This is a genomic window from uncultured Jatrophihabitans sp., assembly GCF_964251945.1.
Taxonomy (GTDB): domain Bacteria; phylum Actinomycetota; class Actinomycetes; order Mycobacteriales; family Jatrophihabitantaceae; genus Jatrophihabitans.
In genome coordinates this window covers 15,600-40,244 of sequence record NZ_CAXULP010000008.1, presented here as the reverse complement: position 1 = coordinate 40,244, position 24,645 = coordinate 15,600, and the positions used below count along the sequence as shown (strand labels likewise).

General features: G+C 73.0%; 22 protein-coding genes. 11 read left to right on the top strand and 11 right to left on the bottom strand.

What is annotated here, in order from left to right:
- Positions 1 to 23 precede the first annotated feature (23 nt).
- The 8 genes from ACFFBG_RS15090 to ACFFBG_RS15055 form a co-directional block, all read right to left on the bottom strand.
- Positions 24 to 1,184, bottom strand: coding sequence for an amidohydrolase (locus ACFFBG_RS15090; RefSeq protein WP_375480137.1), 1,161 nt, complete (start codon positions 1,182 to 1,184; stop codon positions 24 to 26).
- Positions 1,181 to 2,317: a glutamate--cysteine ligase gene (locus tag ACFFBG_RS15085; RefSeq protein ID WP_375480135.1), complete on the bottom strand. Its 1,137-nt coding sequence runs from the start codon at positions 2,315 to 2,317 to the stop codon at positions 1,181 to 1,183. Before ACFFBG_RS15085 ends, ACFFBG_RS15090 begins: the two co-directional genes overlap by 4 nt.
- A 112-nt stretch (positions 2,318 to 2,429) precedes the next feature.
- Positions 2,430 to 3,632 carry a cation:proton antiporter gene (locus ACFFBG_RS15080; protein WP_375480133.1) on the bottom strand — a complete coding sequence of 401 codons (1,203 nt, stop codon included), beginning with the start codon at positions 3,630 to 3,632 and terminating at the stop codon, positions 2,430 to 2,432.
- Between the two features lie 164 nt (positions 3,633 to 3,796).
- Positions 3,797 to 4,783, bottom strand: coding sequence for a TerC family protein (locus tag ACFFBG_RS15075; RefSeq protein WP_375480131.1), 987 nt, complete (start codon positions 4,781 to 4,783; stop codon positions 3,797 to 3,799).
- Positions 4,784 to 4,920: 137 nt separating this feature from the next.
- On the bottom strand, positions 4,921 to 6,156 hold the full coding sequence (locus ACFFBG_RS15070; RefSeq protein ID WP_375480129.1) for a PucR family transcriptional regulator: 1,236 nt from the start codon (positions 6,154 to 6,156) through the stop codon (positions 4,921 to 4,923).
- Between the two features lie 127 nt (positions 6,157 to 6,283).
- Entirely contained in the window at positions 6,284 to 7,297 is a 1,014-nt protein-coding gene (meaB, locus tag ACFFBG_RS15065) for a methylmalonyl Co-A mutase-associated GTPase MeaB (protein WP_375480127.1), read from the bottom strand.
- A gap of 52 nt (positions 7,298 to 7,349) precedes the next feature.
- Positions 7,350 to 9,551, bottom strand: coding sequence for a methylmalonyl-CoA mutase (gene scpA / locus ACFFBG_RS15060; protein WP_375480125.1), 2,202 nt, complete (start codon positions 9,549 to 9,551; stop codon positions 7,350 to 7,352).
- Entirely contained in the window at positions 9,551 to 11,485 is a 1,935-nt protein-coding gene (locus tag ACFFBG_RS15055) for a methylmalonyl-CoA mutase family protein (protein WP_375480123.1), read from the bottom strand. The genes scpA and ACFFBG_RS15055 overlap by 1 nt, the downstream gene beginning before the upstream one ends.
- A 181-nt stretch (positions 11,486 to 11,666) precedes the next feature.
- On the opposite strand from ACFFBG_RS15055, the gene ACFFBG_RS15050 reads away from it, so the two are divergent.
- The 5 genes from ACFFBG_RS15050 to ACFFBG_RS15030 all read left to right on the top strand — a co-directional run bounded on the left by ACFFBG_RS15050 (position 11,667) and on the right by ACFFBG_RS15030 (position 15,978).
- A complete protein-coding gene (locus ACFFBG_RS15050) occupies positions 11,667 to 12,059 on the top strand; it encodes an ATP-binding protein (protein WP_375480121.1) in 393 nt (130 codons plus the stop codon).
- 172 nt (positions 12,060 to 12,231) lie between these two features.
- Positions 12,232 to 12,570 (top strand): TraR/DksA family transcriptional regulator, encoded by a 339-nt coding sequence (locus tag ACFFBG_RS15045; RefSeq protein WP_375480119.1) that lies wholly within the window; start codon positions 12,232 to 12,234, stop codon positions 12,568 to 12,570.
- A gap of 92 nt (positions 12,571 to 12,662) precedes the next feature.
- Positions 12,663 to 13,484, top strand: a complete 822-nt coding sequence (locus ACFFBG_RS15040; protein ID WP_375480117.1) for a purine-nucleoside phosphorylase — start codon at positions 12,663 to 12,665, stop codon at positions 13,482 to 13,484.
- Entirely contained in the window at positions 13,481 to 14,293 is an 813-nt protein-coding gene (locus ACFFBG_RS15035; protein WP_375480115.1) for an NAD-dependent epimerase/dehydratase family protein, read from the top strand. Before ACFFBG_RS15040 ends, ACFFBG_RS15035 begins: the two co-directional genes overlap by 4 nt.
- Positions 14,290 to 15,978 (top strand): phospho-sugar mutase, encoded by a 1,689-nt coding sequence (locus tag ACFFBG_RS15030; RefSeq protein ID WP_375480113.1) that lies wholly within the window; start codon positions 14,290 to 14,292, stop codon positions 15,976 to 15,978. The genes ACFFBG_RS15035 and ACFFBG_RS15030 overlap by 4 nt, the downstream gene beginning before the upstream one ends.
- Before the next feature lie 10 nt (positions 15,979 to 15,988).
- On the opposite strand, the gene ACFFBG_RS15025 is transcribed toward ACFFBG_RS15030, so the two are convergent.
- Entirely contained in the window at positions 15,989 to 16,528 is a 540-nt protein-coding gene (locus ACFFBG_RS15025; protein ID WP_375480111.1) for an RNA polymerase sigma factor, read from the bottom strand.
- A gap of 5 nt (positions 16,529 to 16,533) precedes the next feature.
- Complete coding sequence (gene upp / locus ACFFBG_RS15020; RefSeq protein WP_375480316.1) at positions 16,534 to 17,157, bottom strand: uracil phosphoribosyltransferase; 624 nt, start codon at positions 17,155 to 17,157, stop codon at positions 16,534 to 16,536.
- A 42-nt stretch (positions 17,158 to 17,199) separates the two neighbouring features.
- On the opposite strand from upp, the gene deoC reads away from it, so the two are divergent.
- From deoC to ACFFBG_RS15005, 3 genes are read left to right on the top strand one after another with little or no spacing between them, the layout of a single operon-like run.
- A complete protein-coding gene (gene deoC / locus ACFFBG_RS15015) occupies positions 17,200 to 18,150 on the top strand; it encodes a deoxyribose-phosphate aldolase (RefSeq protein WP_375480109.1) in 951 nt (316 codons plus the stop codon).
- Positions 18,150 to 19,580: an aldehyde dehydrogenase family protein gene (locus ACFFBG_RS15010; RefSeq protein WP_375480107.1), complete on the top strand. Its 1,431-nt coding sequence runs from the start codon at positions 18,150 to 18,152 to the stop codon at positions 19,578 to 19,580. The genes deoC and ACFFBG_RS15010 overlap by 1 nt, the downstream gene beginning before the upstream one ends.
- Before the next feature lie 23 nt (positions 19,581 to 19,603).
- Entirely contained in the window at positions 19,604 to 20,479 is an 876-nt protein-coding gene (locus tag ACFFBG_RS15005; RefSeq protein ID WP_375480105.1) for an aldehyde dehydrogenase family protein, read from the top strand.
- A 7-nt stretch (positions 20,480 to 20,486) separates the two neighbouring features.
- On the opposite strand, the gene ACFFBG_RS15000 is transcribed toward ACFFBG_RS15005, so the two are convergent.
- On the bottom strand, positions 20,487 to 20,984 hold the full coding sequence (locus tag ACFFBG_RS15000; protein ID WP_375480103.1) for a helix-turn-helix domain-containing protein: 498 nt from the start codon (positions 20,982 to 20,984) through the stop codon (positions 20,487 to 20,489).
- A 451-nt stretch (positions 20,985 to 21,435) separates the two neighbouring features.
- Between ACFFBG_RS15000 and ACFFBG_RS14995 the strand changes: the two genes are divergently transcribed.
- The 3 genes from ACFFBG_RS14995 to ACFFBG_RS14985 all read left to right on the top strand — a co-directional run bounded on the left by ACFFBG_RS14995 (position 21,436) and on the right by ACFFBG_RS14985 (position 24,635).
- On the top strand, positions 21,436 to 22,239 hold the full coding sequence (locus ACFFBG_RS14995) for a putative protein N(5)-glutamine methyltransferase (RefSeq protein ID WP_375480101.1): 804 nt from the start codon (positions 21,436 to 21,438) through the stop codon (positions 22,237 to 22,239).
- Between the two features lie 93 nt (positions 22,240 to 22,332).
- Positions 22,333 to 23,376, top strand: coding sequence for a hypothetical protein (locus ACFFBG_RS14990; protein WP_375480099.1), 1,044 nt, complete (start codon positions 22,333 to 22,335; stop codon positions 23,374 to 23,376).
- Positions 23,376 to 24,635, top strand: a complete 1,260-nt coding sequence (locus ACFFBG_RS14985) for a glycoside hydrolase family 3 N-terminal domain-containing protein (protein WP_375480097.1) — start codon at positions 23,376 to 23,378, stop codon at positions 24,633 to 24,635. The genes ACFFBG_RS14990 and ACFFBG_RS14985 overlap by 1 nt, the downstream gene beginning before the upstream one ends.
- Positions 24,636 to 24,645 lie beyond the last annotated feature (10 nt).

The window sequence follows — 24,645 nt, the reverse complement described above, 5'->3', positions numbered from 1 at the left end:
CGGGAGAGCAGTGCTGGATCGGGTCAGCCGGTCGCGGCTTCCAGCGCGGCGTGCGCCAGCGCGACGGTGTAGCGGACGCCGACGTCCAACGCGTCCTCGTCGATGTCGAAGGTGCCTTGGTGCAGGTCGAACGCCTGCCCGCCCGGGCGGCGCACGCCCAGCCGGGCCAGCGCGCCGGGCGCCGACTCGAGATACCAGGCGAAGTCCTCGCCGCCCATGCTCTGGTTGGTCTCGACGGCCGCGTCGACGCCCAGCGCGTCCACCACGGCGGCCCGCTGCACGTCGACTGCCTCGGCTGCGTTCACGACCGGCGGGACGCCGCGGGTGTAGACCGTCTCGGCCTGCACCTGCAGCGGCGCCACCAGCTCGGCCACCAACGAGCGCACGAGCGGCTCGGCGGCCTCCCAGGCCTCGTGGCCGAACACCCGCAACGTGCCGCGCAGCCGGCCCGAGGTGGGGATCGCGTTGGCCGCCCGGCCGGCCTCGACGGCGCCCCAGACCAGCGACAGCGCGGCGCGCGGGTCGACCCGCCGCGACAGCACGCCGGGCAGGTCGGTGATCAGCCGGCCGAGGGCGAACACGACGTCCTGGGTCAGGTGCGGGCGGGCGGTGTGCCCGCCCGCGCCGTGCAGCCGCACCTCGACGTGGTCGCAGGCCGCGGTGATCGCGCCGACCCGCAGGCCGATTGAGCCCGTCGACAGCCGCGGATCGCAGTGCAGGGCGAAGATCTGCGAAACGCCGTCCAGCACGCCGGCCTCGACCGCGCGCACCGCGCCGCCCGGCACCGTCTCCTCCGCCGGCTGGAACACCAGCCGCACCCGCCCGGTCGTCGGCGGCGACTGCGCCAGCCGGGCCGCGGCGCCGAGCAGGATCGCCGTGTGCGCGTCGTGCCCGCAGCCGTGGCACATGCCGCTCACGGTCGAGCGGTAGGGCACCGCTTTCTCATCCGCCAGCGGCAGCGCGTCGATGTCGGCCCGCAGCGCGACGACCGGCTCGCCGGCGCCCAGCTCGCACACCACGCCGGTGCCGACGGGCAGCACCCGCGGCGCGAGGCCGAACGAGCGCAGCTGCTCGACGATCGCCGCGGTGGTGCGATGCTCCGCGTAGCCGATCTCCGGATGCGCGTGCAGGTCGCGACGCACGGCGACGACGTCGAAGTCGGCGGTCTCGGCGAGTGCGCTCACAGGCTCAGTCCATCACGCATCTCGGCGAGCAGCAGGTCGACCACCGCGACGAGGTCGCCGTCGTGCGCGGCGGCTGCCGCCCGCTGGCGCTGATAGCTGGCGCCGCGGGCGATCAACCGCGGGATCGACTCGAGCTCGGCCTCGCACTCCAGCCGCCGGGCGATCGGCAGCAGGTCCTCGATCAGCTCGGTGATCGCCTCGGTGACCGGCTGCACGCGGCCGGAGTTGTCGACGACGATCTCGGCCGCCAGCCCGTAACGCGCGGCGCGCCACTTGTTCTCCCGCACCAGCCAGGGCCGCGGTTCGGGCAGCGTGTAGCCGTCGTCGAGCTGCCGGTCGAAACGCTCGACCAGGCACTGCGCCAGCGCGGCGACGCAGCCGATCTCGTCCAGCGACGGCAGGCCGTCGCAGATGCGCAGCTCGACGGTGCCGAAGTTGGGGTGCGGGCGGATGTCCCACCACACCTCGCGGATCGACTCGATCGCGTTCGAGGAGATCAGCAGCTCCATGTACGTCTCGAACTCGTCCCAGCCGGACAGCTGATAGGGCAGGCCGGCGGTCGGCAGCGCCTCGAACACCTTCGAGCGGTAGGACGCCAGCCCGGTGTCCGACCCGATCCAGTAGGGCGACGAGGCGGACAGCGCGAGGAAGTGCGGCAGGTAGGACACCAGCGCGTTCACGATCGGGATCGCCTTCGCCGGCGCCCGGACGCCGCAGTGCACGTGCACGCCGAAGATCTGCAGCTGGCGGGCCATCCACTGGTTGCGCTCGATGAGCTGCAGGTAGCGCTCGCTGTCGGTCACCTGCTGGGTGGCCCAGTCGGTGATCGGGTGCGTGCCGCTGCACAGCAGCCCGACGTTGCGCGGCGCCGCGGCGGCCGCGACCTCGGCGACGGTGCCGGCGAGATCGGCCTTGGCCTCCTCGACCGTCTGGCAGATGCCGGTGATCACCTCGACGCAGGACTGCAGCAGCTCGTGCTTGGCCTTGGGGTGCTCGCCGTCGCCGGTCGCCGAGATGTCGGCGAGGATCGCGTCGGAGGCGCCGGTGAGCTGACGGGTGTCGAGATCGACGAGCTCGAGCTCCCACTCGACGCCGAGGCTGGTCCGCTCCGACGGGGTGAAGTCGATGCGCACGCCGTCGAGCCTATTGCGTGCCGACGCCAGCTGGGGTCACGCGCCCTCCTTCGTCGGGCGGTGACGGCGTGCTGGCCACACTGGTGACCTCGCAAGCTCGGTCACGCGCGCGTCACGGGTCCGCCGGCCGCATCGGCACCTTGAACACCCGCGCGAACGTCGGCACGAGGCTGCCCTGCACCAGGACGGAGACCAGGACCACGACGAAGATGACGTCGTAGATCTCCTCGGCGCGGTGCGCGCCCTCGACGAGCACGTAGGTGCCGAGCAGGATCGGCACCGCTCCCTTGAGGCCGGACAGCAGCACGAACCACCGTTCGCCGGCGCGCAGGTCGATCGCCAGCAGCAGGGCGCCGACCAGCGCCGGCCGGGCAACCAAGATCAGCACCGCGGCGAGGCCAAGGCCCGTCCACACCCGGCCGTGCGACAACACCGACGACAGCTGCACCGACAGCCCGAGCACCACGAAGGCGACGATCTCGGCGACGCCGGCCAAAGCGCCGGTGAACCGTTCGATCTCCCGCTTGTGCGGAGCGCGCACGTCGCCGACGACGATTCCGGCGAGGAACACCGCGAGGAATCCCGAGCCCTCGAGCGCGGTCGCGCCGCCGTACAGGGCGAGCGCGAAGGCGATCGTCTGAACCGGGTACAGCGCCTCGTTGGGCAGCGGCGCCCGGCGCATGAGCTGCAGCGACAGCCACCCGCCGATCAGCCCGACGGCGCCGCCGACTGCCAATTGCACAGCGAAGTTCCCGACCCCGCTGCCCACCGCCGACCAGCCGCTGCCGCCAGCGCCGAGCAGGCTGACCATCAACGCGATGCCGACCGGGTCGTTGGCGCCGGACTCCCCTTCCAACACGGTGTCCGACCGGCCGGCGATCTCCCGCCCGCCCAGCACCGAGAACACGACGGCAGGGTCGGTCGGCGCCAGCGCCGCGCCGACCAGCAGGCCGGCGCGCCAGTCGAAGCCGAACAGGTAGTGCGCGGCGACGGCCATCGCAGCCGCGGTCACGAGGGTGCCCGCGAAGCCCACCCACACGACCGCGCCGGCCGCCTCGCGCATGCGCGACCAGCCGATGCTCATGCCGCCGTCGAAGAGGATCACCGCGAGTGCGACGGTGACGATGCGCTGGTCGGCGACGATCGACAGCCCGCTGAGCGAGGGCGCCAGCTCGGCCGCGACCGCTGCGGCGATCAGGAACAGCGCCGGCGCCGGAATCCGCAGCCACTGCGTCAGCCGGTGCGAGCCGATCGCGACCAGCAGCGTGATCGCGACCAGCAGGACGACGATTGCGAAATGGCCGAGATCGCCCATCGGGGGTCCTTCCGGGTTGGCGCGGCGGACGCCGACCAGGCTTCCCGGCACACCGCGCGCCACCCTACCGGGCTCGCCGCGTTCGTTGAGTGGCGCGAAAAACCGTTGGATGGCGCGTTCTGCGCCATCCAACGGTTTCCGCGCCACTCAACGTGGCGGGCGGGTCAGACGGGCGTCTTGGTCGCCTCGACCTCGGACGTTTCGGCCTCAACTTCTGCCTGCGGCGGCGGCCGGCGCAGGCTGAGCACGACGGCGCCGGTGAGCACCGCGACGATGACGCCGAGGCTGACGAGCGACGGGATCTCGGGAATCGACGAGCTGATCACCTTGTGGCTCGCCTGCAGCACCAGCTTGACGCCGATGAAGCCCAAGATGATCGCCAGGCCCTTGGACAGATAGTGGAACCTCGCGAGCAGCCCGGCGAGCAGGAAGTAGAGCGCCCGTAGGCCGAGGATCGCGAACGCGTTGCTCGAGTACACGATGAACGCGTCGTCGCTGACGGCGAGCACGGCCGGCACGCTGTCGACCGCGAACACGAGGTCGGCCGCCTCGATGGCGACGACGACCGCGAGCAGCGGCGTCGCCACCCGCTTGCCGGCTTCCTTGACGAAGAACTTCGCGCCTGCGTATTCGTCGCGCACCGGCACCACCTTGCGCAGCAGCCGAACGGCGACGCTGGTGCCCGGGTCGTAGGTGTCGTCGTCGTCCTTCATCAGCTTCCACGCGCTGTAGAGCAGGACGGCGGCGAAGCCGAACAGGATCGCGCTGAACTGGCTGACCACGGCGACGCCGGCCGCCAGAAAGATCCCGCGGAACAGCAGCGCGCCGATCACGCCGAAGAACAGCACCCGGTGCTGGTGCTCGCGCGGCACCCGGAAGTAGCCGAAGATCAGGGCGAACACGAACAGGTTGTCGACCGACAGGCTCTTCTCCAGCAGCCACGCGGTCGTGAAGTCGACGCCGGCCGTGCCGCCCAGGGTCAGCGCGACCACGCCGGCGAAGACCAACGACGCGCCGACCCAGATCGCGCTCCACCGCGCGGCGTCCTTGAAGCCGATCACCGTCGCCCGTCGATGCGCGAGCAGGTCGATCGCGAGCATGGTGACCACCACGGCGGCGAAGGCCGCCCAGCCCCACAGTGGAACGTGCATGAGAACTCCTCGACGAGATTGTGCGGCGACGCCAACCGTCGCTCTGCTGTCGAGTCTGCTGTAGGGATTCATGCCATGAGAAGGCGTTCTTTGCCGTTTCTGGCCAGACTTCCTTGCCGTTTTCCTGCAAAGAAGGGTCAGACCTCGGAGTGAGCTGTGGGCCAGCCGAGCAGTCGGGCGCCGAGCACCGCGACGTGCAGCGCGAATCGGTCGTCGGGCGCGTCCGGGTCGAGTCCGGTCAGCGCGCGCACCCGGTCCAGCCGGTAGGTGACGGCGCGCACCGACAGGTGCAGCTCGCGCGCGGCCGCCGCGGTGTTGCCGCCGCGCGCGAACCACGCGCCCAGCGTGTCGACCAACGGGCCCGAGCCGCCCCGCGCCTGCCGCAGGGCGCCGAGCGAGCTCTCGACGATGTCGGCGAGCGAGGCGCGGTCGCGGGCCAGCAGCCGGTACACGAGCAGATCCCGCGCGTCGACCACCGCGCCCGACAGCCCCAGCCGCCCGGCGAGCTCGAGCGCGTCGCAGGCCTCGCCGTAGGACGTCGCGACGCCGGCGGCGCCCGCTCCGGGGCGGCCGAGCGCCAGCTGGAACGCGCCCACCGAGCCGCGGCCCGCGGACGCCTTGTCGAGCGTCGCCCGCAATCGGTCGGCGACGTGCGCGACGGCGGCCTGGTCGGGCGCGGCGAACACGACGACGAGCCGGCCTTCCTTGCTCGCCAGCAGCGCGTGCGCGTCACCCTTGCTGCCGGAGACCGCGCGTTCGAGCCTGCCGATCAGCGGGCTGCCGTCGTCGAACGGGCGCTCGGCGGCCACGACGGCGACGGCGTGCGGCCCGGCGAGCTCGAGCCCGAAGCCGCTCGCCCGATGCAGCAGGCCGACGACGTCTGCGGCGCCGGTGAGCAGGTCGTCGATGAACTCCCGCCGGCCCGCCTCCTCCGTGCGCACGAGGCTGCGCCGGGCGAGCTGGTAGCCCTCGGTCAGGGCGGCGACCACGTCGTCCGCGGCATGCAGCATGACCTCGCCGGCCACCACGACACCCTCGGGGCTTCGCGCGTCGGCCACCTCGGGCAGCCGCCGCCACAACCGCCACGCCGCGGACAGGTAGAGGTCGAGCAGCGCGCGCAGGGCGACGCCGCGGCGAGCCGCGCGGTCCCCGACTCCGCGGTAGGCGCGCAGGGTCGCGGCCGGGATCGGGGTGCCGACGGCCACCGCGGCGACGAGCGTCGCCAGGAAGTCGCCGAGCAGTTCGACCGGCACGCCGCCCGAGTCGCGCGCCGCGTCCGCCGCGACTTCCGCCAACACGTCGGCGGGCACTGAGTCCGTCGACGCCGAGGCCGCCGTTGCTGAGTCGGCCGGCGCCGAGTCCGTCGACGTCATCGCCGAATCGTAGGCAGGTGGCGGCACGGCACGGCCGACCCCTCGAAACTTGTCCTCGCTTCCTCGGGCTGCACAGCGACACAGCGAGGACAACTCGCGCGCAACGTGGTGATCCGCAGCCGTCGGTTCAGGCGCCGGATGCGTCCGCGCCGTCAACGGCGGCCAGGATGCGGTTCGCCGCCTGGTCCGGAGTGAGCCGCTCGGCCCGCACGGCCGCCTCCGCCTCAGCCACCGCCTTGCGGACGTCCGGAGTGGCCAGCCGGCCGAGCAGCCGGTCCCGGACGAGGTCGCGCGACCAGGACACCAGCTGGTCGCGGCGCTTGGCCTGCAGGCCGCCGTGGCCGTCCAGCCACGCGCGGTGCCGGCCGACGTGCTTCCACACCCGGTCGAGGTTCAGGTTGTGCAGGCCGCTGCAGGTGATCACCGGCGTCTGCCAGTCGTCCTGCTCGCCGCGCAGCAGCCGCAGCGCCGCGGACAGCTCGCGGCCGGCCCGCTCGGACTCGCTCTCGTGCGCCTCGTCCGCCTTGTTCACCGCGATGACGTCGGCAAGCTCGAGGATGCCGCGCTTCATCCCCTGCAGCTGATCGCCGGTGCGGGCGAGCGTCAGGAACAGGAACGTGTCGACCATGTCGGCGACGACGTACTCGGACTGCCCGACGCCGACCGTCTCGACGAGCACGATGTCGTAACCGGCCGCCTCCATGATCAACATCGTCTCGCGGGTGGCCTTGGCGACGCCGCCGAGCGTGCCGGCCGACGGCGACGGCCGGACGAACGCGTGCTCGTCGACGGCCAGCCGGTTCATCCGGGTCTTGTCGCCGAGGATCGACCCGCCGGTTCGCCCGGACGACGGGTCGACGGCCAGCACCGCGACCTGCCGGCCCTCGGCGATCAGGTTGACGCCGAGTTGATCGATGAACGTGGACTTGCCGACACCGGGCACGCCGCTGACGCCGACGCGCTGCGCGCCGCCGGTGTGCGGCAGCAACCGCGCGAGCAGCTGCTGGGCCTGCTCGGCGTGGTCGGCGCGGCGGGACTCGACGAGGGTGATCGCCCGCGCGATCGCCGCGCGCTGCCCGGCCAGCACACCAGCGGCCAGCTCTGCGGGCCCAGAGTGGTCAGTTGCGACGTCAGTGGTCATCTGCAGCTGACCACTGACACGTGCAAGTGACCACTGTGGGGCGGCCAGCCGCTCACCGCAGCGACGTCGACAGCTTGTCCAGCAGCTCGACCGCGGCCTCGGCGATCACCGTGCCGGGCGGGAAGATCGCGGCCGCCCCGGCCTCGCGCAACGCGTCGAAGTCCTGCTGCGGGATCACCCCGCCGACGACGATCATGATGTCCGGCCGGCCCTGCTCGGCCAGCTCGTCGCGCAGCTCCGGCACCAGCGTGAGGTGTCCGGCGGCGAGGGAGTTGACGCCGACGATGTGCACGTCCGCCTCGACCGCCTGCCGGGCGACCTCCGCCGGGGTCTGGAACAGCGGCCCGACGTCCACGTCGAAGCCGAGGTCGGCGAACGCGGTGGCCAGCACCTTCTGCCCGCGGTCGTGGCCGTCCTGGCCCATCTTCGCCATCAAGATGCGCGGCCGGCGCCCCTGGTGCTCGGCGAAACGGTCGGCGGCGGCGCGGGCCTCGTTGAGAGCGGTCACGTTCGCGCCGGCCTCCTCGCGGTAGACGCCGGAGATCGTCCGGATCGTCGCCGAGTGCCGACCGTAGACCTTCTCGAGGGCGTCGGAGATCTCGCCGACCGTCGCCTTCGCCCGCGCCGCGTCGACGGCGAGCGCGAGCAGGTTGCCGCTGGCCGACGAGCCGCCGGCGGCCGCGTTGGTCAGCGCGGTGAGCGCCGCCTCAACTGCGCCGGGGTCGCGGTCGGCCCGCAGCCGGTCGAGCTTCGCGGCCTGCTCGCGTCGGACGCCTGCGTTGTCGACGCGCAGGACGTCGAGCAGGTCGTCCGATTCCGGCCGGTACTTGTTGACGCCGATCACCGGCTGGCGCCCCGAGTCGATGCGCGCCTGGGTGCGGGCCGCGGCCTCCTCGATGCGCAGCTTCGGCAGGCCGGCGTCGATCGCCTTAGCCATGCCGCCGGCCTGCTCGACCTCCTGAATGTGCGCCCACGCGCGCTTCGCGAGGTCGTAGGTGAGCTTCTCGACGTACGCCGAGCCGCCCCACGGGTCGATCACCCTGGTCGTGCCGGATTCCTGCTGCAGCACCAGCTGGGTGTTGCGGGCGATGCGCGCGGAGAACTCGGACGGCAGCGCGAGCGCCTCGTCCAGCGCGTTGGTATGCAGCGACTGGGTGTGCCCCTGCGTCGCGGCCATCGCCTCGACGCAGGTGCGGATGACGTTGTTGAAGACGTCCTGCGCGGTCAGCGACCAGCCCGACGTCTGCGAGTGCGTGCGCAGCGACAGCGACTTGTCGCTCGTGGGGTCGAATTGCGCGACGAGCTTCGCCCAGAGCAGACGGGCGGCCCGCAGCTTGGCGACCTCCATGAAGAAGTTCATCCCGATCGCCCAGAAGAACGACAGCCGCGGCGCGAACGTGTCGACGTCCAAGCCAGCCGCCATACCCGCGCGGATGTACTCGACGCCGTCGGCCAGCGTGTAGGCGAGCTCGAGGTCGGCCGTCGCCCCCGCTTCCTGGATGTGGTAGCCGGAGATGGAGATCGAGTTGAACCGCGGCATCTTCTGCGAGGTGAACTCGAAGATGTCGCTGATGATCCGCATCGACGGCTGCGGCGGGTAGATGTAGGTGTTGCGGACCATGAACTCTTTGAGGATGTCGTTCTGGATGGTCCCGGTGAGCTTGTCCGGCGCGACGCCCTGCTCCTCCGCCGCGACGATGTAGAGCGCGAGCACCGGCAGCACCGCGCCGTTCATCGTCATCGACACCGACATGCGGTCCAGCGGGATGCCGTCGAACAGCTGCCGCATGTCATAGATCGAGTCGATCGCGACGCCGGCCATCCCGACGTCGCCGACCACCCGGGCGTTGTCGCTGTCGTAGCCGCGGTGCGTCGGCAGGTCGAAGGCGATCGACAGGCCCTTCTGGCCCATCGCGAGGTTGCGGCGGTAGAACGCGTTCGACTCCGCGGCGGTGGAAAAACCGGCGTACTGCCGAATCGTCCACGGCTGGTTCACGTACATCGTCGGATAGGGCCCGCGCAGGTAGGGCTTGATGCCGGGATAGGTGTCGAGGAAGTCGACGCCGTCGAGGTCCGCGGCGGTGTAGAGCGGCGGGACGGCGATGCCCTCGGGCGTCTCCCACGCGGCGACCCCCTCCGGGTCCTGGCCTTCCGGTTCTTGCCCCGCTGGGTCCTGGCCCTGTGGCGGCGGGTCGGCCGGCGTGTCGCGCCGCTGCGGGGACAACACCGCGGTCGAGAAGTCGGGGATCGCCATCACCGCACCGCCAATGCGTCGAAGGTCGCGCGCAGCACGGCGAGCGCGTCGCACCCGGTGAACAGCTGCCCGTCCACGCCGTCGACTTCGGCCTTGCCGGCGAGCCAGACGTGCTCGGCGCCCGCGGCGCGCAGGGCCTTGGCCACCGCCTCGCCATCGTCTGCGTAGCCGGCGTCCGAGCCGCACAGGCAGGCGACGGACGTGCCGGCCGCGCTGAACGCCTCGGCGATCTCCTCGGCGCCGCCGACGGCCACCGCCGACGCGACGCCACCGGCCTGGAACAGGTTCGCGGCGAACCCGACTCGCGCGCTGTGCGCGGCCGCCGGGCCGAGCGCGGCCAGCACGACCGTGGGCCGCGCGCCGGTCGCGGCGAGGTGCGCGTCGGACCGGTCGCGCAGAGCCTCGTAGTCGGCGGCGTGCCGGACGGAGGGCAGCAGCCCCTCACCCGCGGATGCCGGCAGCGGTGCGCGGACCACCGGCGCCTCGTCGAGGAACGCGAACTCGCTGACGCCGGTGATCGGCGCGCGCCGCCGGGCCACGTCCGTTGCGCGGCGCTCGCGGGTCGCGCGGAGCAGGTCGCCGAGGACGCCGCCGTCCAGCGCCGCGAGCGCGCCGCCGGCCCGCTCGATCGAGGTGAAGACGTCCCACGCCTTGTCGGCCAGCTCCTCGGTCAGCGACTCGACGAAGTACGACCCGCCCGCCGGATCGACGACCCGCGCCAGGCTCGACTCGTCATGCAGGACCGCGGAGGTGTTGCGGGCGATGCGCCGCGCGAAGTCGTCCGAGACGCCGATCGCCGAGTCGAACGGCGCGACGGTGATCGCGTCGGCGCCGCCGACCGCCGCTGCGAAGCAGGCGATGGTCGTGCGCAGCATGTTCACCCACGGATCGCGGCGGGTCAGCATCGCCGGCGAGGTCACCGCGTGCTGCAGCTGGCCCGGCCGGTCCGCGCTCGCGCCGGACAGTTCGGCGACCCGGTCCCAGACGCGGCGGGCGGCCCGCAGCTTCGCGATAGACGGGAACTGCTCAGCGTTGACCGTCCAGCGGAATTCCAGCGCGCCGAGCGCGGCGTCGACGTCATAGCGGGAATCGTCGCGGCCCGCGCCGGCCGCGTCGCCAGCGCCCCCGTCGACCAGCGCGCGCAGATACGCGACGCCGACGGCGGTGGCGATGCCGAGCTCTTGCGCGTCGGACGCGCCGGCCTCGGCGTAGACCGACGCGTCGATGGTTGCCACCCGCAGCCCCGGCGCTGATGTGCTCTGCTCAGCCAGAGTAAGCAGAACTCCGAGATCGGCCGGCGCCCCGCTGCGCGCCCGCGCGCCGATCGGATCGGCGCCGAACGAGCCGGTCAACTGCTGCGGGTCCACGCCCCTCTGCTTAGCCAGAGTAAGCAGAGCAAACACGGCGGGCACGGTGTCTCGGCCGGCGTCCAGCACGATCGGCGCGAGGTCGAGGTAGACGCCGTCCAGCGCCGCGGCGAGGTCGTCGACCGCGAGCCCGCCTGCGCCGAGGCCGAGCCAGAGCGAGGTGCCGCCGTGCTCGAGGTCGTCGAGCACCGCGCGGTTGAGCCGGGCCGGGTCGGGATCGACGTGGCGGGTGCGCACGTCCCACCCGATAGCAGCCGATCCGGCGGCGGCACTGCCGTCGCGCCGGGCGCCGCGCACGAACGGCGGGCGCCCCGGCGAACCGGCCGCCGTCAACGGCGGCGCGTCTACGGCGGTGTACAGCGGCGCGATGCGGATGCCGTCGTAGGTGGTGAACGCCAACGCGTCCGTTGGGTCGAAGACAGCATCGACGGCTGCAGCGGCGCCGGACTTGGCGGCGCCGGACTTTGCGAGCACCGCCGACACGAGCGCACCCCACTGCTCGCGGGTGGCCGGCGGGAAGCCGGCCGCGAGCGACAGCGCGGCAGGCTGCGCTGGGTCCGTCGGCATGCTTGAGGATCGTAGGCGTCCGCCGCGCAGGCCGGCCCGCCCAGGTGGCCGATGTCTCGGTCGCCCTTTCGCGGCCGCCCCGCGAGTAAATTCGCCGTGTGACGAGCAGAGATTGTGGGCATCTTCTCCCGGTGGGCTCCGCGGGGGCTGGGCCATCAGGTAACGGGCATGAGGCGGCACAGTGGCGGGGCAGATCGAACGCGACTTTGTGGCGGACGCCCGCGCGCCCGGAGCAGCCCGAGCGTTCGCCCGGGAAGCCCTCGACGACCTGCTCGGGCCGCACGCCTCCGTTGACCTGCGCGACGATCTGCAACTGATCGTCAGCGAGCTCGTCACCAACGCGGTGCGCGCGGGCAGCCCCCGCGTGCAGGTCGCGCTTGGCCTGGAGCGCACCCGGGTCGTCGTCCGGGTCACCGACAGCGCGGTGGGCTGGCCGGAGCAGCGGGCGGCCAGCGACAAGGACCCCGGCGGGCGCGGCTTGCCGCTCGTCAGCGCGCTGAGCGCGACGTGGGGGGTCCGCCTGGTCCAGCAGGGCAAGGTCGTGTGGGCCGAGCTGGCGGTGCCCGCGCAATGACTGGGTGCCCGCGCAATGACTGGCAGTGCCGGCGCAGCGGCCCGGCGCGCACCGGGAGAGACAGCCGGATGGACAGCGAGCGCACAGCTGATCCAGCGCCGGTTCGAGGGCGCGCCGCCAAGAGTGGCTGGTGCGGACGCCCCGTCCCAGCCGTCTCGAAAGGTGTAGGAGCATGACTCGCTCGACGCTCGAACTGCTGACCGCCGCCGACCTGTCGATGCTGCGCGGCATGCTGCTCGAGCAGCGCGACTTCCGACTCGAGCAGCTGGCCGAGTTGCGCCGCCGGCAGTCCTCCGCGGCGATGAGCACGGCGGTTGCCGAGGTGTCGCGCAGCCTCATCGATGGCGCGCAGGCCGCCCTGCGCGACGTCCACGAAGCGTTGGAGCGGATGGCCGACGGAAACTTCGGCGCCTGTGTCGGCTGCGGCGGGCGGCTCGAACGGGAGCGGCTCGAAATTCTGCCCCACGTGGCACGGTGCATGCCGTGCCAGCAGGCCGTCGCGGCGCGGTAGTCCCCCACGCGCGTCGCGACGGCGGCCGGTCACGTCCGCCGCACCGATCAGCCCGGCGTCCCGCGGGGGAACGCCGAGTAGGGTCGGCGGGCGTGACCGCGCTCCCGGCTGAGCCGCCAGCGCCGCGCGATCCCGGCGAACTCGCGCAGGCCGCGGCGGTCGCGCTGGCCGAACGCACCGGCGTCGCCGCGCATGACCTCGCGATCGTGCTCGGGTCCGGCTGGCTGCCCGCCGTCGACGCGCTCGGCGACCCGAGCGCCGAGCTGCCGGTCACCGACCTGCCCGGTTTTCTCGCGCCGGCGGTCGCCGGGCACGCCGGCCGGGTCCGGTCGTTGGAGGTCGCCGGCCGGCACGTGCTCGCGTTCCTCGGCCGGACGCACCTGTACGAGGGACGTGGCGTCGAGCCGGTGGTGCACGCGGTGCGGACGGCTGCCGCGGCGGGCTGCCGGGTCATCGTGCTGACCAACGCGTGCGGCGGGCTGCGGCCGGGATTGGCGGTCGGCGACGCGGTGCTGATCAGCGACCACCTCAACCTCACCGCCCGCACGCCGCTCGTCGGACCGCGCTTCGTCGATCTCACCGACTGCTACTCGGCGCGGCTGCGGGCGTTGGCCCGCCAGGTCGAGCCGTCACTGGCCGAGGGCGTTTACGCGCAGTTCCCCGGCCCGCAGTACGAGACGCCGGCGGAGGTGCGGATGGCCGGCGTCCTCGGCGCCGACCTCGTCGGGATGTCGACGGCGCTCGAGGCCGTCGCGGCGCGGGCGGAGGGCTGCGAGGTGCTCGGCATCTCACTCGTCACCAACCTCGCGGCCGGCCTCGGCGAACCGCTCGACCATCAGGACGTCCTCGCCGTCGGCGCCGCGAGCGCGACCCGGATGGGCGAGCTGTTCGCCAAGATCATCCCGCTGATATGAAGGTGCTGCTCACTGGCGCGGCGGGCCGCATCGGCACGACGCTGCGCGACGCGTTGCCGGAACTGGGCTGGCCGGTGCGCTGCTTCGACCGCGAGCCGATCGAGGACCCCGCGGTCGACAGCGTCGTCGGCGACCTCGCCTCGGCGGCCGACCTCGACGCCGCGCTGGCCGGCGTCGACGCCGTCGTCCACCTCGCCGGCATGCCGACCGAGGCGCCCTGGCCGGCGATCCGGGACGCCAACATCGACGGGCTGGTCAACGTGTTCGAGGCCGCCCGCCGCGCCGGCGTGCGCCGGATCGTATGGGCCTCGTCGAATCACGCCGTGGGTTTCACCCCGGCGGGCTATGCCGGCGGCGACGAACTGCCGGCGGACCTGGCGCCTCGGCCGGACACCCTCTACGGCGTCAGCAAGGCGTTCGGCGAGGCGCTTGGCCGTTACTACGTCGAGCGGTACGGCATGCAGGTCGCGTGCCTGCGGATAGGCACCTTCATCGACCGGCCCCGCGACCTGCGGACGTTGTCGACGTGGTTGTCGCCGGCCGACTGCGCGCGCCTCGTGGCCGCCTGCCTCGGTGCGCCTGACCTCACGTACGCGATCGTCTGGGGCGTCTCGGCGAACACCCGCCGCACCTGGAGCCTGGCCGCCGGCTGCGCGCTCGGCTACGAGCCGCGCGACGACGCCGAGCGGTACGCCGCTGACCTCGAGGCGCCGGCCCCGGACCCGTCCGACGGCTTCGTCGGCGGCGGGTTCACCTCGCCGGGCTTCGGCATCGACGAGGTGCTCGCGCGATCCGATCGCCTCGCGTGACGACCGGCGTGCCGGGCGCCGAGCTCGCCGAGCAGGTCCGGGCCTGGATCGCCGACGACGTCGATCCAGCCGACGGCGCCGAGCTGCAGGCGCTGCTCGACAGTGGGGACAGCGGCGACGACCGCGAGCTGGCCGACCGGTTCGCAGGCACGCTCGAGTTCGGCACCGCGGGGTTGCGCGGCCCGCTGCGCGCCGGGCCGAACGGGATGAACCGGACGGTCGTGCGGCGGGCCGCCGCCGGGCTCGCGGCCTGGCTCGTCGAGCAGGGCAGCGCCGGCCAGGGCGGCGCCGGTGAGCCGGTCCCGGCCTGGCTCGTCGAGCAGGGCAGCGCCGGCCAGGGCGGCGCCGGTGAGCCGGTCGTCGTCGTCGGCTACGACGCCCGGCACGGGTCGGCGCGATTCGCGCGGGACTCCGCGGCGATCTTCGCAGCGGCCGGCTTCGACGCCCGGCTGTTGCCGCGGCCATTGCCGACTCCCGTGCTGGCCTTCGCGGTGCGCCAGCTCGGCGCGGCGGCCGGCGTCATGGTCACCGCCTCGCACAACCCGGCGAGCGACAACGGTTACAAGGTCTACGCCGCCGACGGCGCGCAGATCGTGCCGCCGGCCGACCGCGAGATCGAGGCGGCGATCCGCGCCGTCGGGGCCAGCCGAGCCATCCCGCTCGCCGACGACGCGGTGACGGTGCTCGGCGACCAACTCGTCGACCGCTACGTCGAGCAGGTCGTCGCGTTGGCGGCCGACGGCCCACGCGGGCTGCGCATCGTGCACACCGCGATGCATGGCGTCGGCAGCGAGATCGCCGGCCGGGTGCTCGCCGCGGCCGGCTTCGCCGACGTCTCGCCGGTGCCGCAGCAGGCCACGCCGGACCCTGACTTCCCGACCGTCGCCTTCCCCAATCCCGAGGAGCCCGGCGCGCTGGATCTCGCGATAGCGCTCGCGACCGAACGCTCGGCGGACCTGGTGATCGCGAACGATCCGGACGCGGACCGCTGCGCCGTCGCCGTGCCGGACGCGGACGGCCGCTGGCGGATGCTGCGCGGCGACGAGGTGGGCGTGCTGCTCGCCGACGCGCTGCTGCGGGCGGGTGTGCGCGGCACCTACGCCACCACGATCGTGTCGTCGTCGCTGCTGCGCGTGCTGGCGGCGTACTACGGCGTCGGGTACGCCGAGACGCTCACCGGCTTCAAATGGGTCGCCCGCGCGGCGCCGGATCTCGCGTTCGGCTACGAGGAGGCGCTTGGCTACGCGGTCGCGCCGAAGCTCGTCCTGGACAAGGACGGCATCAGCGCGGCGCTGCGGGTGGCGGAGCTGGCCGCCGAGCTGAAGGCCGCCGGCGCGAGCCTGCTGGACCGGTTGGCCGAGCTCGCCGCACGGCACGGGCGCCACCTCACCGACCAGATCTCGATCCGGGTCGACGACCTGTCGGTGATCGCCGACGCGATGGCCAGCCTGCGCGCCTCGCCGCCGGGGCGGCTGCTCGACGCGGACGTCGCCGCCGAGGACCTGATGCCCGCGGCCGACGTGCTGCGGTGGCGGTGGCCGGGCGGGCGGGTGGTCGTCCGGCCGTCCGGCACCGAGCCGAAGCTCAAGGCGTATCTGGAGGTCGTCGAGCCTGGCGGGTCGGCGGCCGAAGCCGAGCGGCGGATGGCGCGGCTGCGCGAGCAGGTGTCCGCGCTGCTGCCGTGAGGTCGTTCGCTCACCGCTTCGCAAGGATCTTGGCCAGCGCGGCGAGGCCCCGACTCGCGGCGGACTTCACCGACCCGGTCGAGATGCCGAGGGTGTCGGCGATCTCCCGTTCGGACAATCCCGACCAGTACCGCAGCACCAGCACCTCGCGCTGATGTCGCGGCAGCGTCCGGACTGCCTGCAACGCCGCCCGGTGCTCGTCGCGCAGCAGGACGTCGTGGTCGGCTGACGGGCCGGCCTCCGGCTCGGCGACGGTCAGGTGCTTGCGGGCGACCCGGCGTCGGCGCAGCACCGAACGGGACAGGTTGAGCACTGACGTGCGCAGGTAGGCGAGCGCGGCGTCGGGTTCGCGCAGGGCGCCGGCCCGCTTGTGCAGCGCGAGGAACGCGTCCTGCACCACGTCTTCGGCGCTGGCCACGTCGTCGACCAGCAGCGTCGCGAGCCGGACCAGATAGCGCCAGTGCAGCTGGTAGAGGTCGCGCAGGTCAACCGCGTCCGGAGCCGAGACCGCAGGCGGCACGGTGGCCCGTCCCTGCTCGTCTGCGTCCACCGCGGTCAGCGCGGCCCGAACTGCCGGTCGCCGGCGTCGCCGAGCCCGGGCACGATGTAGGCGTTCTCGTTCAGCCGCTCGTCCACGCTGGCCACGAACAGCCGCAACGGCAGCCCGGAGTCCGCCAGCGCGGCGACGCCCTCGGGCGCGGCCAGCGCGCAGAGCACGGTGAGGTCGTCCGCGCCGCGGTCGGTGAGCAGCCGCAAGCAGTGCAGCAGCGAGCCGCCGGTCGCCAGCATCGGGTCCAGCACGAGCACCGGTCGGCCGGCCAGCGAGTCGGGCAGCGACGCCATGTAGGGGTGCGGCTCGTGGCTGCGCTCGTCGCGGGCGATGCCCACGAAGCCCATCTGCGCCTCGGGCAGCAGGTTGAACGCCGCCTCGGCCATCCCGAGGCCGGCGCGCAGCACCGGCACCAGCAGCGGCGGGTTGGCCAGCGCCGAGCCGGTCGTCGGCCCGACCGGGGTGACGATTGGCAGATCTGCCCGCTCGAGCACCCGCGTCGCCTCGTAGACGAGCAGGGTGGCGAGCTCACGCAGCGCTGCCCGGAACTCGGAATTCGTGCTTCGCTCGTCGCGCATCACCGTCAGCCGGGTCTGGACGATCGGGTGGTCGACCACCGTCAGCTGCAGGGATGCCACCGCGAAACTCTATGCCGCTCCTACGATGGAGCGGTGACCACGCTGGAGCTCGACGTCGCCCGCGATGTTGCCCGCGACGACGCGACGCTGCGGCGGTTCCTGCACGGACTGCCCGGCGTCGACCAGGTCGGCGCGCAGGATCGGGCCGCGGCGCTCGCCACCCGCAGCATCAAGACGACCGCGAAGGCGTGGGCGATCGACACCGCGATCTCGATGATCGACCTCACCACGCTCGAGGGCGCGGACACCCCGGGCAAGGTCCGCTCGCTCTGCGCGAAGGCGGCTCGGCCTGACCCGTCGGAGGTCTCGACGCCCGCAGTCGCGGCCGTCTGCGTCTACCCCGACCTGGTCGAGACGGCGGTGCACGCGCTGCGCGGCAGCGGCGTGGCGGTCGCGTCGGTGGCGACGGCGTTTCCGTCCGGCCGCGCGTCGTTGGCGACCAAGCTGCACGACGTGCGCGACGCGGTGGCGGCCGGCGCTGCCGAGATCGACATGGTGATCGACCGCGGCGCGTTCCTCGCCGGCCGCTACCTGCAGGTGTTCGAGGAGATCGTCGCCGTCCGGGCCGAATGCGGCGTCGCGCACCTGAAGGTGATCCTGGAGACCGGCGAGCTCGCGACCCTGGACAACGTGCGCCGCGCGTCCTGGCTGGCGCTGCTCGCCGGCGGCGATTTCATCAAGACCTCGACCGGCAAGGTCAGCCCGGCCGCGCAGCCGCCGGTCGCGCTCGTCATGCTCGAGGCGGTGCGCGACTTCGCCGCCCGCACCGGCGAGTCGCGCGGCGTCAAGCTCGCCGGCGGCATTCGCTCGGCGAAGGACGCGGTGCGCTACCTGGTGCTGGTCAATGAGACGGTCGGCGAGCGGTGGCTGACGCCGGGGCTGTTCCGCTTCGGCGCGTCCAGCCTGCTGAACGACCTGCTGCAGCAGCGGCACAAGCTGGCGACTGGCGCGTACGACGGCGCCGACTACGTGAGCGTCGACTGATGCCCTTCGAGTACGCTCCCGCGCCGGAGTCGCGTGACATCGCCAGGCTGAAGGCCAGCTACCAGATCTTCGTCGACGGGGAGTTCCGCGACGGCGCCGGCGAGGCGGTCAAGACGATCAACCCGGCCGACGAGACGCCGCTCGCCGAGGTCGCGCAGGCTGGCCCGGCCGACGTCGACGACGCGGTGCGCGCTGCCCGCCGGGCGTTCGAGGGCCCCTGGTCGTCGATGTCCGGCGCGGCGCGCGGCAAGTATCTGTTCCGCATCGCCCGGCTGATCCAGGAGCGCGGCCGCGAGCTCGCGGTGCTCGAGTCGCTGGACAACGGCAAGCCGATTCGCGAAGCTCGCGACGTCGACATCCCAACAGCGGCCGCGCATTTCTTCTACCACGCGGGCTGGGCGGACAAGCTCGGGTACGCGGGCTTCGGGCCGGCGCCGCGGCCGCTCGGCGTGGCCGGGCAGGTGATCCCGTGGAACTTCCCGTTGCTGATGGCGGCGTGGAAAATCGCGCCGGCGCTGGCCTGCGGCAACACCGTGGTGCTGAAGCCGGCGGAGACGACGCCGCTGACCGCGCTGGTGCTCGCCGAGATCGTCGCCGAGGCCGACCTGCCGCCCGGCGTCGTGAACATCCTCGCCGGCGGACCGGCGGTCGGGCGGGCCCTCGTCGCCCACCGCGACGTGGACAAGATCGCGTTCACCGGCTCGACGGAGGTCGGCAAGTCGATCCAGCGCGCGCTCGCCGCGACCGACAAGAAACTGACCCTCGAGCTTGGCGGCAAGGCGGCCAACATCGTCTTCGACGACGCGCCGCTCGACCAGGCCGTCGAGGGCATCGTGAACGGCATCTTCTTCAACCAGGGCCAGGTGTGCTGCGCGGGCTCGCGGCTGCTCGTCCAGGAGTCGATCGCCGAGGAGCTCATCGACGCGTTGCGCCGGCGGCTCGCGACGCTGCGGGTCGGCGACCCGCTCGATAAGAACACCGACGTCGGCGCGATCAACTCCGCTGAGCAGCTCGCCCGCATCCGGGCGCTCGTCGACGCCGGCGAGGCCGAGGGCGCCGCCCGCTGGTCGCCGCCGTGCGAACTGCCCGACCGCGGCTTCTGGTTCGCGCCGACGGTGTTCACCGGCGTCTCGCAGACGAGCCGCATCGCGCAGGAGGAGATCTTCGGCCCGGTGCTGTCGGTGCTCACCTTCCGCACGCCTGACGAGGCGGTCGCCAAGGCGAACAACACCCCATACGGCCTGTCGGCCGGCGTGTGGACCGAGAAGGGCTCGCGGATTCTGGCGATGACCGCTCGGCTGCGCGCGGGCGTGGTCTGGGCCAACACGTTCAACCGGTTCGACCCGAGCGCGCCGTTCGGCGGCTACCAGGAGTCCGGCTTCGGCCGGGAGGGCGGCCGGCACGGGCTGGCTGCCTACTTGGATGTGTGAGGCTTCGATGCGTGAGGCTCTCGATGGCTGAATCAGCTGCGTCTGACCGCGTCGCGGTGCGCAAGACCTACAAGCTGTATGTCGGCGGCGCGTTCCCGCGCTCGGAATCCGGCCGCTCGTATCCCGTCCACGCCGCGGACGGGACGCTGCTGGCGCATGCCGCGCAGGCCTCGCGCAAGGACGTCCGAGACGCCGTCGTCGCAGCCCGCGCGGCCTTCGGGACGTGGTCGGGCGCGACCGCGTACAACCGCGGGCAGGTGCTCTACCGAGTCGCTGAGATGCTCGAGGGCCGACGGACGCAATTCGCGGCCGAGGTCGCGCTCGCCGAGGGCCTGACCGCGGACGCCGCCGGCGCTCAGGTGGACGCGGCGATCGACCGGTGGGTGCACTACGCCGGCTGGGCGGACAAACACGCACAGGTGGTCGGCAGCACGAATCCGGTGGCCGGCTCGTACTTCAGCTTCTCGCTGCCCGAGCCGACCGGCGTCGTGGGCGTGCTCGCGCCGCAGGACTCGTCGTTGCTCGGTCTCGTGTCGGTGCTGGCGCCGGTGATCGCGACCGGCAACGCGGCCGTGGTGCTGGCCGCGCAGGACCGGCCGCTGCCGGCGGTGTCGCTGGCCGAGGTCTTGGCGACGTCCGACCTGCCCGGCGGCGTCGTCAATCTGCTGACCGGGTTCACCGCCGAACTCGCGCCCTGGCTGGCATCGCACAAGGACGTCAACGCGCTCGACGTCACCGGCGCCGCGGCCGAGGCGCGCGCCGAGCTGCGCGCCGCCGGCGCCGAGAACGTCAAGCGGGTCTACGCCCCGCGCACGCAGGACTGGGCCGCCGAGCCGGGCCTTGCCCGGCTGAACGCGTTCGTCGAGACGAAGACGGTCTGGCATCCGATCGGCGTGTGACGGCCGGCTACTGGTCGCCCTGCGGGCCGTCGGCGCTTGGCTTGCCCGCGTCCTCCGCGGTCCCCGCGGCGCCCGCAGCATCCGCGGCAGGCGCGGCAGGCGGCCAGACCGGCGTGTGCCAGCGGGTGCGGCGCAGGTACCAGTACGGCGGGATCACCGGGTCGTACGACCAGAAGGCGATGTGGTGCCAGCCCCACCATGTGGTGCTCTCGAACCTGGGGTCGAGCGGCGCCCACCACAGGTGCGCCGGCAGGTGCCGGCCGCCGCGGTCGCGGGCGCGCTCGTAGTCGCGGTCGGCGACCAGCTCGTCGCCGACGTCGTCGACCGCCGTCAGCCGAAAGCCCAGCGCGTCGAGCACCCGGGTCAGGGTGTCCAGCCGTGGCGCAGTCTCGCCGCACTCCAGACGGGCCAGGGTGGTCGCCGGCAGCTGGGCGAGGGCAGCGGTTTCTCGTTGGCTGAGCTGTCGCTTCTTGCGTGCGGCGCGCACACACTGTCCGGCGTCCATGCGTCGACCCTCGCGCTGCGGGCTGACAACAGGACGGTCGCTGCCCAGGCCTGTGGACGACAAATCGAACCCAGCGGCGGCGATTGGTCGCCTGTGGACGGCGGCCGGCGGGGCGTAGAAGGCGGGCGTTGCCGCGGCCCGATCGAGACCCGCGCGGGCCTCACCACCTACCCCTCCAGCGGTGTACGGGTTTGCTCGCACACATGCGCGCAAACCACCGGGTGCCCTTCTCACGGTGTACGGGTTTGCTCGCAGCCGTGCGCGCAGACCACCGCGTGCCTTTCTCACGGTGTACGGGTTTGCTCACACATGTGCGCGCAGACCCGTACACGGCCGAGAGGGCGCCGGTGCCAGCCCTGCGAGCGCACCGTCGGCGCCCGGCGTGGTGTGGGAGATGGCGCGTCGTGACCGGCCGAGCCTCAGCGACCAAACGGCGCGTCACGGAGTCGCGGTGACCGATTCGTTCGATGCCCGCCCCGACGTGATTGGCACGCTGCGCGCGGCTGGTTGTGTGTTCGCCGAAGCCGAGGCCGACCTGTTGACGGAGGCTGCGAGCACGCCCCTGCAACTAGCCGCGCTGGTCCGCCGCCGCACAGCCGGCGAGCCGCTGGAGCACATCCTCGGTTGGGCGGAATTCGCGGCGCTGCGCATCAGCGTGGCGCCTGGCGTGTTCGTGCCCCGGCGCAGAACCGAGTTTCTGGTGCGGACGGCAGCGCGGCTCGCTCCCCCGCAGCCCGTGGCGCTCGACCTCTGTTGCGGCGCCGGCGCGTTGGCCGCTGCCTTCGCCGCGGCGGCGCCGATCGCTGAGCTGCACGCCGCGGACATCGACCCCGTGGCGGCCGAGTGCGCACGCCGCAATCTCGCGTCAGTTGGCGGCCGGGTCTATCTGGGCGATCTGTTCGCGCCGCTGCCTTCGGCCCTGCGCGGGCGGGTGGACGTGTTGCTCGCGAACGTCCCGTACGTGCCCACGTCGGCGATCGCCCTGCTGCCGCCTGAGGCGCGCGAGCACGAGCGCCGCGCCGCGCTCGATGGCGGCGCGGACGGGCTGGACATGGTTCGCCGGGTCGCCGCCGAGACCGCGGCATGGCTCGCGCCGGGCGGCGCGCTGTTCGTCGAGGTCAGCGACGCTCAAGCCGACGCCGCGATCGCGATCGCGCAGCACGCCGGCCTGGCTGCGCGCGTTGTCACCGCTGAAGACGCGGACGACTGCACCGGGGTGCTCGTCGCCCAGACCCGCCCATCGACAGCCCGGTAGGTTCGCCGTCATGACCGTGCTTCCCGTCGCCGCCCTCCGCTCCGCTCCTCGGGTCGCGGGCGGCCCTGCGATGCTCGCGAAGGACAGCTCCTCATGACCAGTTCCGCCGCGGCGTCGATCATCCCGATCACGCTGACCGTCAACGACCGCACCGGGCTCACGCTGTACGCGCCGCCCTGGGAGGACGAGGACGGCGAGGAGTGGCAGGGCTTCCTCGGCGACGGGGCGAAGATCCTGCTTTACCCCAGCACCGCCGAGCTCGCCGCGTTCGTCGCGTCCGGCGAGGAGAACGACCTGTCCGACCATCCCGCGTGGGGGCAGGTGCTGCGCTCGACGCCGGACGACCTGCGACCTGGCAGCGAGGACCACTACGACCTCGACCAGGTGTACGAGTGGGCGTCCGGCGAGCCGGACCCGGTGCACGTGTCGGCGCTTGCCGACGTCGTCGACATGGTCGCCCGGATCGCGGACTGCTGCGACGACGGCGCGTTGCGCCGGCTGGTCGAGGGCACGCCGGAGTACGCCGACCTGGTCGACGAGGACGTCAGCTATCAGGGCCGCGACGGCCGCAAGCGCTGGAACGAGCTCGGCGACGTCATCGCCGAATCGTGGGAGCGCGCGATCGCCCGCGTCGACTCCTGGTTGCGCTGGGAGGGCGACTTCAGCTCCTCGGAGTTCGACGAGGGCGAGCTGCTGTGGGAGCGAGTCGGCGCCGAACCGGTCAAGATCGTGCTGCCGGACGCGGTCTACTACACCGTCCGCGCCGAGCTGCCGATCGACGCCGAGGCCGAGGAGTTCGAGGTCGCGTTCCTCGGCGCCGACGACAACGTCGCCGTGTTCACCGAGGTCGGCGACCTCGCGCGGTTCTGCCGGACGGCCAAGACCCATCGGCTGGTGAAGCTCGAGTGGTGGTCCGAGCTCGCCGACGAGCCGGACGACGAGGCCTTCGCCCCCGCCGAGGACGCGGTGTACGACCTGCGCAAGCCGTCCGAGGACGGCGCCGACCTCGTCCGCGAGCTCGCCGACTTCTGCGACCTCGACGCGGACACCGACGTGTTGGACGAGCCGGACATCGACCGCGACGACTGGCGCGATCTCGTCGCCGAGATCGAGACCTGCCTCGTCCAACAGGACTGATGCCGAGGCCGCCGGTTTCTCTAGTCAGCTGCGTCGCGGCCGTCGCCGCTGCCCTGCTGACGACCGCCGGCTGCACGTCCTCCGGCGGATCGCCCGCGACGTCGTCTGCGACACCGTCTGGGGTGCGGTCGTCCGGCGCGTCAACCGGGTCGTCGTCCGGGTCGTCGTCCAGCGTCGCGTCGAGCGCGCCGTCGACGAGCCGCAGCTCGTCAACCGCGACGCGTGCCGGCTCGGCGGCGCAGCGCGTCCTGAACGGGATGAGCGAGCGGGCCCGGGTCGGCCAGCTGCTGATGGTCGACTGCCCGACCAGCGGCGTCACCGAGGCCACGCGCGTCGCGCTGCGCGACGACCAGGTCGGCGCGGTGATCCTCGACGGCACCAGCCAGGCCGGGCTGACGGCGATCCAGGGCGTCACGCGCCGCCTGCGCGCCGCCGCCCCCGGCCGCGGTCCAGGGCTGTTTATCGCCACCGACCAGGAGGGCGGGATCGTGCAGCGGCTGCAAGGCCCCGGCTTCGCCCCGGTGCCGAGCGCGGTCGTGCAAGGCGGCCTCGCGCCGGCCACGCTGCAGCGCCGCGCGCGGACGTGGGGCGCCGAGCTGCGCAGCGCGGGGGTGAACCTGAACCTCGCGCCGGTGCTCGACACGGTGCCGGCGGGCGGCGGCTCGAACCCGCCGATCGGCGACCTGGACCGCGAGTACGGGCACACCCCGGCCGCCGTGGCCGCGCACGGGCTCGCCTACGCGCGCGGGATGGCCGCGGCGGGCGTCGACGTGACCGTGAAGCACTTCCCCGGCCTGGGTCGAGTTGCGGGCAACACCGACGTCGCGTTCGGCGTCACCGATTCGGTGACGTCCCGCGACGACCCGTACCTCGCGCCGTTCCGGGACGCGGTGCGGGCCGGCGTGCCGTTCGTGATGATGTCGACCGCGATCTACGCACGCCTCGACCCGGGTGTGCCGGCCGCGTTCTCGCACGCGATCGTCACCGGTCTGCTGCGCCGCCAGCTCGGCTTTCGCGGCGTCGTGATCAGCGACGACGTCGGCGCGGCCGAGCAGGTGGCCGGATACTCGCCCGGCCAGCGGGCCATCGATTTCGTCGAGGCGGGCGGGGACATGGTGCTGACCGTGGACGCCTCGCTCGCCGGGCCGATGACGACCGCTCTGCTGCACCAGGCGAAGCAGAGCAAGGCGTTCAAGCGGCTGGTCGACGCCGCCGCGCTGCGGGTGCTGGCGGCCAAGCAGAGCCGCGGCCTGCTCTGACCGCCCTCGG